Origin of the sequence: Vreelandella azerica (genome assembly GCF_013112225.1) — a bacterium.
Taxonomy (GTDB): domain Bacteria; phylum Pseudomonadota; class Gammaproteobacteria; order Pseudomonadales; family Halomonadaceae; genus Vreelandella; species Vreelandella azerica.
Genome location: NZ_JABFHI010000002.1, coordinates 633927 through 646704, shown reverse-complemented (window position 1 = coordinate 646704; position 12778 = coordinate 633927). Strand labels below are relative to the sequence as shown.

The 12778-nt window shown below is 57.6% G+C and carries 10 protein-coding genes and 4 pseudogenes; 3 read left to right on the top strand and 11 right to left on the bottom strand.

The features are described from left to right. Positions 1 to 14: 14 nt before the first annotated feature. The 5 genes from HLB35_RS07045 to HLB35_RS18285 all read right to left on the bottom strand — a co-directional run bounded on the left by HLB35_RS07045 (position 15) and on the right by HLB35_RS18285 (position 3362). Positions 15 to 1835, bottom strand: coding sequence for a glycosyltransferase (locus HLB35_RS07045; protein WP_328731273.1), 1821 nt, complete (start codon positions 1833 to 1835; stop codon positions 15 to 17). A gap of 111 nt (positions 1836 to 1946) precedes the next feature. Beyond that, positions 1947 to 2345, bottom strand: coding sequence for a 6-pyruvoyl trahydropterin synthase family protein (locus HLB35_RS07040; RefSeq protein ID WP_171702023.1), 399 nt, complete (start codon positions 2343 to 2345; stop codon positions 1947 to 1949). Between the two features lie 20 nt (positions 2346 to 2365). Then, positions 2366 to 2551, bottom strand: a complete 186-nt coding sequence (locus HLB35_RS18295) for a hypothetical protein (RefSeq protein ID WP_328731270.1) — start codon at positions 2549 to 2551, stop codon at positions 2366 to 2368. Between the two features lie 26 nt (positions 2552 to 2577). Then, entirely contained in the window at positions 2578 to 2871 is a 294-nt protein-coding gene (locus tag HLB35_RS18290; RefSeq protein WP_328731269.1) for an MDR/zinc-dependent alcohol dehydrogenase-like family protein, read from the bottom strand. An 8-nt stretch (positions 2872 to 2879) separates the two neighbouring features. Next, positions 2880 to 3362, bottom strand: a complete 483-nt coding sequence (locus HLB35_RS18285; protein WP_328731267.1) for an MDR/zinc-dependent alcohol dehydrogenase-like family protein — start codon at positions 3360 to 3362, stop codon at positions 2880 to 2882. Between the two features lie 176 nt (positions 3363 to 3538). Between HLB35_RS18285 and HLB35_RS07030 the strand changes: the two genes are divergently transcribed. After that, positions 3539 to 4276 carry a CDP-alcohol phosphatidyltransferase family protein gene (locus tag HLB35_RS07030; RefSeq protein WP_171702022.1) on the top strand — a complete coding sequence of 246 codons (738 nt, stop codon included), beginning with the start codon at positions 3539 to 3541 and terminating at the stop codon, positions 4274 to 4276. A gap of 98 nt (positions 4277 to 4374) precedes the next feature. Beyond that, positions 4375 to 6152: pseudogene (locus tag HLB35_RS07025) on the top strand (sugar phosphorylase). A gap of 12 nt (positions 6153 to 6164) precedes the next feature. On the opposite strand, the pseudogene HLB35_RS07020 reads toward HLB35_RS07025, so the two are convergent. From HLB35_RS07020 to HLB35_RS17840, 6 genes and pseudogenes are all read right to left on the bottom strand, one after another. Next, positions 6165 to 7390: pseudogene (locus HLB35_RS07020) on the bottom strand (glycosyltransferase family protein). Beyond that, positions 7387 to 8289: an HAD-IIB family hydrolase gene (locus HLB35_RS07015; RefSeq protein WP_328731266.1), complete on the bottom strand. Its 903-nt coding sequence runs from the start codon at positions 8287 to 8289 to the stop codon at positions 7387 to 7389. Before HLB35_RS07015 ends, HLB35_RS07020 begins: the two are co-directional and overlap by 4 nt. A 262-nt stretch (positions 8290 to 8551) precedes the next feature. Beyond that, on the bottom strand, positions 8552 to 9109 hold the full coding sequence (locus HLB35_RS07010) for an ATP-binding cassette domain-containing protein (protein WP_328731343.1): 558 nt from the start codon (positions 9107 to 9109) through the stop codon (positions 8552 to 8554). Between the two features lie 53 nt (positions 9110 to 9162). Next, positions 9163 to 10295 (bottom strand): IS3 family transposase gene (locus HLB35_RS07005; protein ID WP_171702020.1). Its coding sequence is split into 2 segments (ribosomal slippage): positions 9163 to 10025 and positions 10025 to 10295, totalling 1134 coding nucleotides; the frame shifts between segments, so codons are not numbered across the junction. 65 nt (positions 10296 to 10360) lie between these two features. Next, a pseudogene (locus HLB35_RS18810) lies at positions 10361 to 10441 on the bottom strand (ATP-binding cassette domain-containing protein); the annotation flags it as partial. A gap of 393 nt (positions 10442 to 10834) precedes the next feature. Further along, positions 10835 to 11005, bottom strand: a pseudogene (locus HLB35_RS17840) (cytochrome ubiquinol oxidase subunit I); the annotation flags it as partial. 239 nt (positions 11006 to 11244) lie between these two features. On the opposite strand from HLB35_RS17840, the gene HLB35_RS06990 reads away from it, so the two are divergent. Beyond that, the gene (locus HLB35_RS06990; RefSeq protein ID WP_235937021.1) at positions 11245 to 12570 is read left to right on the top strand and encodes an RNA-guided endonuclease InsQ/TnpB family protein; all 1326 of its coding nucleotides are present in this window, start codon (positions 11245 to 11247) and stop codon (positions 12568 to 12570) included. Positions 12571 to 12778: the final 208 nt, after the last annotated feature.

Here is a 12778-nt window from a genome sequence, read left to right as displayed (position 1 = left end):
GGCTGGACGGCGGATCATGCGTTGACACCTGCTAGTGGCGGCGTTGCAAACAGATCCCGATGCGCCACACGGGCACCAAGCTGCCCTGCCTCAACGGCTTGCAGACGCTGCGCGCACCAATCATCAATCTGTGCGCCAGCATCGGGTGACTGTTCCCGAGCGGCCTCGGCCCAGCCTTGAATCAGCTGAGTCAGCAGCGCACGATGGGCCTGATTGCCAGCCTCTAGCTGCCAAGGGGTACTGGCTTCTTCCACCGCAAAACCGGCTGCCTGCAAGCAGGCAACCAAGACGCCGTGGGCATGCCCACCCAAGGCCGCACCCAGGCCTTTATCGCGCTGCTGATGAGCCACAAAGCGTTCAAGCATGGCGTCGTCTTCCGGCTGCTGGCAACGGTTACCTGCAGCATCGGTCAGGTGCCAGTCACCGGTCACGCTCAACGCCACCAGCAGCGCCTGATGATGGCTGGCGCAGCCTTCAACCAGCTGTTCGATCCATTCCTTGGAGACCAGGTCAATCAATGCGGATGCAGCAATCAGGTGCGCCTCTTTGGGCCAGCGTGCGGTCAGCTCACTCAGCGAGAAGCAGGCTGTCTGCAGCGTAACCGGCTGCCCGCTGGCATCGCGTAGCATGCCACCCCGCTGACGGGCCTGGCTAAGCAACTGGGGGTCATGATCCACCAGAAGCCAATGCTGCGGCCCCGGCCAGCGCCTGGCCAGAAAGCACAGGTTACTGCCGCGACCACAGCCAAGATCTACCAGCCGCGGCGTCTGGGTAGCGGCTTTGAGCCAGTCAGCGGCAAAGCCTGCCAGCCGCTGGCTGCGCGCCTCCACATCCAGCGGCTCACGCAGGGCCAGCCAATCGGCTTCAAAACGGCTACCGGCTGGCATGGCCAGGGCGGTGGCAAATGCCTGGGCGGCGTCCTGCCAGCTGGCCAGCTGTTGGCGGGCTGCGTCGGCACCTTGGGTCAAAGATTCACGTAAGGCGGGTTTTTCGAGAAAACGTTCGATGGCAGCGCTAAGTGCCGCAACATCACCCGGTGGCACCGCAGTGCCCGCGCCTTCGGGCAAAGTATCCGCCAGGGCGCCGCCGGTGGTGGTAATCACCGGCAGGCCGTGGGCAAGTGCCTCGCTGACCACCATGCCGTAGCCTTCATACCAGGAGGGCAGCACCAGCACATCGGCGTTTTGATACGCCGCTTCCAGCTGGGCCTGATCGCACTCACCGGGCAGCAGGAAACGCTCGCTCAGGCCATGCTGATCGACCAGGGCAGCCACCCTATCAGCAAAGGCCGGATCGCGGCTCAGGCTGCCGTAGCAGTCGCACTGCCAATCCAGATGCGTGAGGCGGCTTAGCGCCTCTACCAACAGATCCTGGCCTTTGCGCGGCGTCAGGGTCGCTACACACAAAAGCGTCAAGGTTGAAGACGCCTTGGAGCGTCTAGCGACACCGGGTTCTGCAACAGGCGTCACGCCTGGCTCTACCACGCTGATGGCAGGCAAGGATACCTGAGAGTCTGCTGCCAGGGCCTTCAAGCGGCGCTGGGTAAAGGCACTGGTAACAATTATCTGCCTGACAGCTGCCAGCCCTTCAAGCTCCAGGCGGTGAAAGCGCGCCTGCTCATTACCACTCAGCCCTCGCTCATCGCCCAGCGGATGATGCACCAGGGCGGTGATCGAAAGCCGTGACTGATGACGTTTAATGACCTCAGGCAGGCCACCCATAGCCAGGCCATCAATAATTACCGGATGGCTCTCTGGCAGCTGACTCAAGGCGGTGTCCAGTGCCTGCTGCGCCACTTCGCCGGCATCGGGAAAGCGCCCATCAAGGCCTATCACTTCGATATCCCAGCCCTGCTTACGCAACTCGGCGACTATCTGGGCGTCGTACAGATACCCCCCCGGTGCGCTGGTCCGGCGACCCCGCCACCATCAGCGTCAAACAATGGCTCACAGCGCCCCCTCGAAGCTGGCCCAGGCGATATGTGATTCGTTCAGTTTGACCTCAATGCGCTCAATGCCTTTGGCGGTTTCTCCCAGGGTGCCGGCCTTGATAGCCTCCGCCAGGCGCTCGAATATCACCTTGGCCATAAACTCGGTGGTGGTGTTCTGGCCAGCAAACTCCTCCACTTCATCCAGGTTGCAATAGTTGTACTTGGCCAAAATGGCTTTCAGGGCATCGCTGGCCAGGCCGATATCAATCACCAGGTTGTCGCTATCCAGCGCTGAGCGCTGAAAGGCCACGTCCACCACATAGGTGGCACCATGCATGTTCTGGGCCGGGCCAAACACCTCACCCTTGAAACTATGGGCAATCATCAAATGGTCACGCACACTCAGGCGGTACATAAAAGCTCCTTTTCATTCAATTAATAAACGATACGCTGGCAAAGCACCGGGCTACCCGCAGCCAACAGACCGGGGGCTTCTTCAGGCAGTTTGGCAAAGAGGGTTTCACCGCTGATCAAGGCATCCAGCCGTGGGTCTTCCAACAGGCGCAGGGCGAGTTGCAGGCGGCGGGCGTAATCCCAGCGCGGCTGCTGATGGGGTGGCAACTGCCCGACCTGGCTGGCCCGGAGTGTCAGACGCCGCGAATGAAAAGCGCCCCCAGAGGTACGCTGACATTGCCGTTACCGAACCAGCTCATTTCGATAATCCGCCCTTCCATGCCCGCTAACCTCAGCGCCGTGGCAAGCCCATCGGCGTGGCCGCTGGCATGAATCACCAGATCCTGATCCTCAGCCGCCTGCTCTGGCGTACAGAAACTTACGCCCAAGGCATCCGCCAGGACTTGGCGGGCAGGGTTGATATCAATCAGCTGTATCTCAGTGCCAATAATCCGCTGGCACAAGTAGGCCACCAGGGCACCGACCACACCTGCGCCTATAATAGTGATGCGTTCCCCGGCAGCGGGCTGGCATCCCAGACGCCATTGATCGCCGTTTCCATATTGGCCGCCAGTACGGCGCGGCTGGCAGGCGTTGCCGTCGGCACCGGCTGCACCGCACTGATCGGCACCTGATAACGATCCTGATGGGGAAACAGGCAGAATACCGTCTGATCGATCAAGTCTTCAGGGCCCTTGATCACCTTGCCTACACTGCTATAGCCATATTTGACCGGGGCGGGAAATTCACCCTGCTGAAAAGGCGCGCGCATGCGCTGATGTTCCGATTCAGGCACCCGCCCGTGAAACACCAATGCCTCAGTGCCACGGCTGATAGCGCTGTACAAGGTTTGCACCTCAACGCAGGAGGCGTCATCAGCGGCCATGGGTGGCAGGCTTTCTTCACGCAGTTCGGCAACACCTGGCCGAGTCAGCCAAAATGAGGTAGCCCTTTGAAATGTGGCCCTTTGGTGAGACATAGACATCATCCCTGGGTTGAATCGCTAATGTGAGTAACTGGCATGAATAAACACTAACACTCGACAGCCACAACTTCTTCTACAAGAATGTTACATACTGCTAGCTTTGCACCACTTTGAACTTTTGACAACTTTTCTGTGCTAATAATGCGTGCCCCAGAATCCAGGGAGGTTTTATGACCATCTATCGCAAGGCCCAGCGGACAGGCAGCTACACCGCTGCGCTGTTTACCTTATCGGAAATCTCTCTTGGTGCACTAATGCTGGTAGTGCTAGGCGCTAGCCTGCCTCAGCTGCTCAGCTCCCTGCTCGCCTGGGGGCTGGCTTTTGGCCTCTATACCCTGATCGCGGGGCTGGTCATGGCGTTCTGGTCAGGCGGCCCCTTGGGCTGGGCCAATCGGGTCACGCTACTGCGGGCGGTATTGGTCGCCATTGTCGCTGCAGGTGTCTGGATGCCCCTGTCGCCGCTCGGCCACTGGCAGTGGCTGGGGGTCGCTCTGATCGCCCTGCTACTGGATGGCGTGGACGGCTGGGTGGCCCGGCGCACCGGATCGCAGACCGCCTTTGGGGCGCGTTTTGATATGGAGCTGGATGCCCTGCTGATTCTGCTGCTGTGCGTTGGCGTCATGTTGAAGACCCCAACAGGCCCTTGGGTGCTGCTGATCGGCGCCATGCGCTACGCTTTTGTGGCGGCTGGCACGCGTTACCCCTGGTTGCAGGAAGCCTTGTATGACAGCCTGCGCCGCAAGGCGGTATGCGTCTGGCAGATTGCCGCCCTGCTGCTGGCCTTGACGCCCTGGGCATCCGGACTGGCGGCGCTACTGCTGGCGCTTAGTGCCCTGGTCGTACTGGTGTATTCGTTCGGCGTGGATACCCTCTGGTTGTATCGACAGTATGGCCCAAGGCGTCGCTAGGCGGTTGGCACGCTCCCTGCATGAGTCATGAGTAACGTTTATTCTCAGAAGATCGGAAGACGATTCATAACAGATAATGACTCTGCGGGAGCTATCTGATGCCTTTTACTCCATCGCGTATTACCCCTCTTGATGACGCTGCCTTTGATCAGCGGGCAGACACTCACCTGAAAGCACTCTATGGCCCGCGTGCCGATGAGGTATTGCGCCGCCTGCACACCCTGCTTGAGCATCAGGCGCCCAGCTTTCCTGCACAGACCGATGCCCACTTATGGAGCGAAAAAGATCAATGGCTGATCAGCTATGGCAGTAGCCTGCAAGACGATGCTGACACCCCGCCACTGGCGGTACTTAAAACCTTTCTTGACCAGCACCTGACGGAAACGTTCAGCGGTGTGCATCTGTTGCCTTTTTTCCCATGGAGTAGCGACGACGGTTTCTCGGTGATCCATTACCGCGAGGTCGACCCGGCCTTAGGCGACTGGCCACAGGTGCGTGAACTGGCCCAATACGGCGACCTGGCCGTGGATCTGGTGCTGAACCATGTATCACGGGAATCACTCTGGTTTGTCGACTATCTGACTGGCAGCCAGCCTGGGCGCGACTACTTTCATGAGATGGACCCGGAAACGGATCTTTCCGCCGTGGTGCGGCCGCGCAGCTCCCCGCTGCTGGTGCCGATAGCCACCCGACGGGGCACCCGCTATCTGTGGGCAACCTTCTCGGATGACCAGATTGATCTCAACTTTGAAAACCCGGACGTACTGCTCGAGTTTATCGGCATCCTGCTGTTCTACCTGCAGCAGGGCGCACGAATCATCCGCCTGGATGCGATTGCCTATCTGTGGAAAAAGGTCGGCACTGACTGCATTCACCTGCCAGAAACCCATGAAGTCGTGCGCCTGCTGCGGGCGGTGGTTGACCATGTCGCCCCCGGCACCCTGCTGCTGACCGAAACCAATGTGCCCCACAGCGAGAATATCAGCTATTTCGGCCTGGAAAGGGTCACCCCTGATACGCCGCCGGATGAAGCCCATCTGGTCTATCAGTTCCCGCTGCCCCCGCTGCTGCTGCATAGCCTGACCAGCGGCGAGGCGGGCACCCTGGCCAGCTGGCTGAAAAGCCTGCCCGAACTGCCCCCGGCTGTAGTTTCCTCAACTTCACCGCCAGCCATGACGGTATCGGCGTGCGTCCGCTGGAAGGCTGGCTGGAACCCTATGAGGTGGAAGCACTGACCGAACTGATGCACCGTTTTGGCGGTTTTGTCAGCATGCGCCGACAGCCAGACGGTAGCGACAGCCCTTACGAAATCAATATCACCTGGTTTGATGCCATGAAGGGCACGCGCCGGGGGCCTGATCATTGGCAGGTGCCGCGCTTTCTGTGTGGCCAGCAGCTGATGCTAGGCTTGCAGGGCATTCCAGCCATGTATATCCATACCCTGACCGGCACCCTGAATGACCTGGAAGGCGTGGAACGCAGCGGCCGCCTGCGCTCGATCAACCGGCGCCGCTGGCAGCGCGAGGAGCTAGAGCGCTTGCTGGCAACTACCAGCACGACGACTCACGATACCTTCGCTGCCCTGAAGCAGCTACTGGCCGTGCGCCGCAATGAGCCTTGCTTTCACCCGGATGCCGGACAGCGGGTACTGGAAACACCTTCGACCCTATTGGCCTTTGAGCGCGGCCCTTTGCAGGATAGCCGCTGCCTGCTAGCCATTCATAACGTCACTGATACGCCCCAGCCGCTTGACGCTCTCGAACACACACTGGCTGACTGTCACTGGCAGGATATTCTCACCGAGGAGACATGGCCAAAGACACAGACCACGCTGGCCCCCTACGGCGTACTGTGGTTGATGACGCAAGGTGGTTGACCGCCCAGGCCGCTAGGGCGTCTGGGATCTGTCGTTATCTGCCTCTACCGCCGCATACATACGTGTTGCCAGATCAGGGATGGCAGCACGTACTCGGTTCCAGCTAGGGATAAAGGGCCGCTCGCCGGGGTTATCCAGAAAGGCATTACCAGCTTCCAGCAGGTTGGCAGCAAACAGCTCCACCGCGCGCTCTTCGGCGTGACGGTCCAGGCTCAGGCCGTTCATCACCGCATCGTGGTCGTAGGCTTCAATCAGATCCAGCGCCAGACGATAGTAAGTCGCCTTCAAGGTACGAAAGCCCTCAGCGCTGAAGGTCACACCCTGGGTCGCCAGCTTGCGATACAGCGCCTTGGCTATATCCAGGCTCATCCGATTAAGCCCTGCGGCGGCATTTTCTTCGGATACCGGCTGATGCTTGTGATCATAGGCGTCGGCCAGATCCACCTGGCACAGCCGTTTGGTGGAATAATTACGATGCACTTCGGACAGCACCCCAATCTCAAGCCCCCAGTCTGCGGGTATGCGGATGCCTCCAGCACCTCGGTGCGCATCGAAAACTCCCCTGACAGCGCGTAGCGATAGCTGTCCAGGTAATTCAGGTAGGGCAAGGGGCCATGAATCTGCTTGAGCGCGCGCAGCAGCGGCGTCACCATCAGCCGGGAGACCCGCCCATTAAGCTTGCCTTCAGCGATGCGCGGGTAATAACCCTTGCAGAATTCGTAGTTGAAATGCGGATGCGCCACCGGGTAGAACAACCGCGCCAGCAGGCTGCGGTCATAGGTGAGAATATCGCAGTCGTGCAGCCCCACCACAGCGCTGCGCCCCGAGGCCTGCACAAAGCCAGCGCAGAACCAGACGTTACGCCCCTTGCCCGGCTGTTGGGGCGATAAACCCTGGGCTTCCAGCTCGCTATCCAGGGCTTTCAGGCGCGGCCCATCGTTCCATAGAATACGGTGACGCTGAGGCAAACGTGAGAAAAATTCGCGGGCATGCTGAAACTGCTCACGGTCGGCCTGATCCAGCCCGATCACCACTTCTGCCAGATAAGGCACCTTGGCAATTTCCTCGACAATATGCGCAAGTGCGGGGCCTTCCAGCTCTGAATACAGCGATGGCAGGATCAGGCTCATCGGGCGGCGCCGGGAAAACCGCACCAGATCCGCTTCCAGGGCTTCAACGGAGCGATGGGTCAGGTTGTGAAAATCAGTGATGATACCGTTCTGATGGAAATCACTCATGACGTCAGCTCCGCAAGCGTGTGGGTATAGGCATAGGTCGAGGGGGAAGTGGCCGCCGGGGTTAACCGGCGGTCAACTCGCCCCCACCAGTACTCCACTCCCTCTGCCCAGCCTTTGGGGCCTGCCGCGGCTGTGCGGTAAAGCGCCGTCTGGCGAGGCTCCACCGGCAAGCCGTGGCAGCCCTGAATCACCACGGCCTGGTCAACGGCTTCCAGCATGGCGATATCGTTGGGACCATCGCCCAGCGCCAGCGTCAGCGGGGTGACGCCGCGCAGGGCAGCAAAACGCTCGATCATCCAGCTGACCGCATTGCCCTTGTGGGATTTACCGGTGACATGCCAGAAACGCCCGCCTTGGACCAGTTGCAGGTCATCGCCGGCCAGGCTGGCACGAAACGTTTCCAGGCCCGCCTCACTACCCTCCCAAACAAGCGGCTCACTACCCTCGCGCATCCGCGCCAGCCGCGCTTCCGGGTCACTCAGGCCGGTATAAGTACTCAGCCCATCCAGGGTCATTTCGCTCATCGCCGTAAAACGAATGCCTGGCGCTTCTTTCAGGCGCTCACGCCATACCCGCAGGCGCTGGCGGATAAAGCCGATATCCACTCCCAGCGTCTTAATCACCAGTCCATCACTGCCCGCTTGGCGTTCAAGCCCGGAATGGCACCAGCTCGATGGCAGGCCGACGACTGCGCCGTTTTCTGCAATAAAGGGCAGATCCTCAAGCCCCAGCGCCTTACGCAGGCTCAGCAGTTCACTGCGGGTCTTACTGGTAACGGGAATCACCGGAATGCCCAGCTGGTAGAGGCGCGCCAGCCAGGGAGCAGCCGGTGCCCAGTCGTAGCTGTGATGATCCAGAAGGGAGCCATCCAGATCACTGAATAACAACCTGGGTCGCACGGCATCCTGCGCGTACCTTCCCGGCGTTGACGTGGTGATTGGTGAAGGGCCAGTACTTGAACAACCCGGTTGCGAAAAACTGGTTTGCGACGACATACACCACCTACGATAGAGACTTTTACCGGGATATTGCAGGTTGCGTGCCAATATTGCTTTTAACCCGCCCTGGCATCTTGAAAGTGGCCCTGAACGTCCCTATTCAAGCATTACTATGGGGCAGGCATCGCCGCTTCAGGGATTGAAATGCGCCATAAAAGTGCATTCACGGAACCAGAGACAGCGCCATGCCGTCTTTATCAAGAATCAGCTGTTGCACTTTTTCAACGCTTTCTCTTCTACCGCCCTCTTGACCACCTCTTGCATCTGCAGCTTTAACAGGTACATGGCTTGCAATGATCAGTAGTCCTTCAGACTGATACGTAACCAGACATTGCACCACTGTACTACGGGTAGCCTCATCCAGACCTGCCAAGGGTTCATCGAGTATCAGGATCGGTCGCCTGGCAAGCATAACTCTCGCCAGAGCAATCCGTCGGGCCTGACCACCGGACACAGCTGCACCATATTCACCCATGGGGGTATCCAGACCATGAGGCAGGTCTCTCGCCCAGGTGCCCAGTGCCAGCGAGTCGAGCATCTCCCACAACATCCCATCACTGGCCTGCGGGTCTGCCAAGCGCAGGTTATCTGCGAGGCTCATATCAAACAGATCCCATTGCTGGGGCAAAAAGCCTATCACGTCACCGAGCGCCCAGTTCCGGACAGGCTGACCATTGAGGTGATACTTTCCCTTAGCAGCACTTAGTGAGGTGGACCCAATCAGTTGGACAACCTGATGGTATCCCTAAGCTATAATCCGGTTGTTTCCCTGACTCAGGCTGCCAGAGATATGGGTTGCCCGTAGTACACCTCATCGGGCGTTTGGTAATCAAGGGTTTGGTGGTACCGGGTCTGATTGTAATGCCAGAAGTACCGGTGGAGCGCCTGCTTCAAGTGTTGTCCATCCTCGAAAGCGGCAAGGTAAACACACTCGTATTTGACGCTGCGCCAGAGCCGTTCCACGAATATATTGTCATGGTAGCAGCCCTTGCCGTCCATGCTGATCCGGATGCCATGATCTTTGAGAACGTTTGTGAAGGCCTCACTGGTGAACTGGACACCCTGATCGGTATTGAAGATCTCCGGCGCTCCATGGCGCTGTAGAGCCTCCTCCAGGACATCGACACAAAAGTCTGTGTCCATGGTGTTGGAGACCCGCCAGGACAGCACCTTGCGGCTGTACCAGTCGATGATGGCGACCAGATACATGAAGCCCCGGGCCAGCGGAATATAGCTGATATCTGTTGCCCACACCTGGTTGGGGCGGTCGATTTTCAGCCCTTTGAGCAGGTACGGATAAACCTTGTGCCCGTCGCCCGGAATGCTGGTTCTGGGGCGTGGATACACCGCCTGAATGCCCATGGTGCGCATCAGCCTCTGCACCCGCTTCCGATTGACCCGATAGTCCTGGTGCTGCAAATGGGCACGCATCTTGCGAGAGCCATAGTACGGCGTTTCCAGGTGTTGCTGATCAATCAGATACATCAGGTCCAGATCCTCCTGACATGGCTCACGAGGGACGTAGTACACCGATGAGCGGCTCAGCTTGAGCAGCTCGCACTGGCGTGAAAGACTGATTTGGGGATGACCACGCTCGATCATTGCCAACCGCTGTTGGCGGCTTACTGATCGAGCTTGCGCGACAAAAAATCGCGTTCCACCGTCAGTCGACCAATCTCACGGTACAGCTCGTCTGTGCTGGGCTCATCGGATTGCTTGCCGACCTTCTTCTTGCCTTCGAAGAGGTCGGTAGCGTTCTCCAGCAAGTCGCGCTTCCAGGTGCTGACCATGGTGGGGTGGATCTGAAAACGAGCAGCAATTTCGGATGTGGTCTGGTCGCCCTTGATGGCGGCCAGAGCGACTTTGGACTTGAATGATGCGCTGTATTGTTTGCGTTTCTTGCTCATGATTCTCCTCCTTGTGGAGATGATGAATCATAGCTTAGGCACCTGTCCAAATTTTGGGGTCCACTTCATAGCTCACCTGCCAGCACGTGCAGCAATGTTGATTTACCGCATCCAGAGGGCCCTTGTAGGCATAACACCTGTTCGGTGTCATACTGAAGCTCACTGCCTTAAGGAATAGCCACAGCCACCTGCTCAAGCACCTGAATCAGGGCGGCATCGCTGGCCTGTGGTCCGGCAAGACGCAGGTTATCTGCCACACTGCCGCGCAGGATCGGCGGCTGCTGGCCGAGATAGCAAAGTCGCGACTGCCATGGCTCTCAAGAGAGAGGCCAGCTCAAGGCCGTCGATGGTCACGTTTCCCTGATAGCTGACAAATCCTAACAGCACTTCCAGAAGGCTTGATTTACCACTGCCACTGACACCTTGCGTTTCTTTTGTAAGACTTCAAGTGCCAACAAGGCACCTTAGTGGATGCCGCGCTTGTATACTCCCTTTGCTTGCGCTTCGCGACTCAGGAAGAGGTTTGACGCGCTTCTGGATAATTTGCCCCAGAATTTGGTCATATCGTGATAGATGGTTTTACCGATCATGACACAGACCGTCTCCATTACCGCCAGCAGGATTGAAAGACCCAGCGTCAAAGGCACCAATAGAAAATGCACCATCGCCATAAAAGCGAATTGCAATCGAGAAAGTTCAACGATGTCCATGGGCGGTTAGCATGGCAAACCATGAGTTCGTCAGGGATAATGCGCAAAATCAGAACTATAGATAGAAAATTTTTTAACGTCATGCGCGAAATTCCACGTTCAAGTCACACATTGGTCGTGGATGGATAGCGCGCCGTCCGTCAGGACGGCCTGATTGAGTTGTCGTGCGTTGTGTTTTGATATTGATACACACCTTTTTCCTGATATATTTACAGTAGGTGTTAATCAAAAGGCGACTCATGTTTGTTAATCGCGTTGAACGCATCATCATTCGCCCCGGCCATGCCAATCATGCGGCATGCCGTCGACTGTGTGTGGCAACGCGAAAAGTGGCCAATGCCACCTTGTATCACATGCGGCAGGCATTTTTTACCGACCAGCCAATCAACGCAAGCCAAGCGGACAAAATCCTCAAGCGTGAGCATAAGGACGTTTATAGCCTACTGCCTTCAGCGGGTGCTCAGCGTACCACACAGCTGGTTGGCGATAGCTGGAAAAGCTGGGTCAAGGCCAAGGCAGATTATGCCCGCCATCCTGAAAAATACCGCGCGCCGCCCAAAATCCCCGGCTATGGCAAAGGCGCTCGAACCTATGTCGTCAACCGTAATGGCTATAAAATAGTCAACGGTATGATCCATCTTAGCGGTGCCAAGGCGTTCGGTTTTCAGCCCGTTAAGACCACGGTGTGCGAACACCAACCTTTCAATGCCAAGGCCGATGAAACGGTGGTGACGGATATCCGCATTGTGCCGCTAGGCACCTCGTTTTGCATTGAGATCGGATATATCAAGGAGACTGCCTCACCCCCACTGCTCGACATGAGCCGTGTACTTTCGCTCGATATCGGTATCGATAACCTTGTCGCCATCACCTCTAATCAGCCGGATTACCGTCCTGTTCTGGTCAAGGGCAAGGTCATCAAGTCGATCAACGTGCAGTACAACAAGGACAAGGCGGCATTAGCGAAGAAAGGCAAAAAGCGGCACATCCGCTCGAAAGTCAGAAAACGTCATGCGCGCATCCACGACTATTTTCACAAGGTCAGTCATTGGATCGTGAGCGAGTGCGTGCGCACCCGCACGGGCAAGCTGGTCATTGGTAAAAATCCCGGGTGGAAACAGGGCGTGAATATTGGTCGTGTCAACAACCAGAAGTTCACCGCGATCCCGCACGCCAAGCTGATTGACATGATCCAGTACAAGGCAGAAGAGCAGGGCATCGAGGTAGTACTGATGAACGAAGCCTACACCAGCAAAGCCAGCGCCCTGGATCTTGCCCCCATCCCCGACTATGACGAAGCACGAAAGCAAAAACCGACCTTTAGTGGCCGGCGCGTCAAGCGCGGTCTCTACCGTACCGCGTCACGTCAGCGGATCAATGCAGACGTCAACGGTAGCGCGAATATCATGCGAAAAGAAATCGGCAACGAGTGGATCAGCAATCACCTTCGAGCCGGTAAGGGCGTTGTGGACACGCCCATGACCATCACGCATATCGATGCGCGGTTGTCATTAGAAGCTTGCCAACGCGCAAGCGAAACCACCTCTAACGGCGTAGCCGCTTAGGGGTGGGAGTTCATTAAGGCTGACATACATCAATATTTGTCATACCTATTTATTAACAATTAGAAATCAAAGTATTAGCACCTCGATGACGCACCATCTGGTGCAGTGCCGACAAAGTCGCTTCGTTTTTTATCAGCTACTTGCTTAGCTCCCCCTCTTTCTTCTGCAGCGCAGCATGTTAGTCTAAGGTCTCAGATCTAACTCTTAG

Excerpts from the sequence above, each read along its gene's own strand:
- HLB35_RS07040 (WP_171702023.1), bottom strand. The coding sequence starts at position 2,345 with ATGTACCGCCTGAGTGTGCGTGACCATTTGATGATTGCCCATAGTTTC.
- HLB35_RS18285 (WP_328731267.1), bottom strand. The coding sequence starts at position 3,362 with ATGTCTCACCAAAGGGCCACATTTCAAAGGGCTACCTCATTTTGGCTG.
- HLB35_RS07030 (WP_171702022.1), top strand. The coding sequence starts at position 3,539 with ATGACCATCTATCGCAAGGCCCAGCGGACAGGCAGCTACACCGCTGCG.
- HLB35_RS06990 (WP_235937021.1), top strand. The coding sequence starts at position 11,245 with ATGTTTGTTAATCGCGTTGAACGCATCATCATTCGCCCCGGCCATGCC.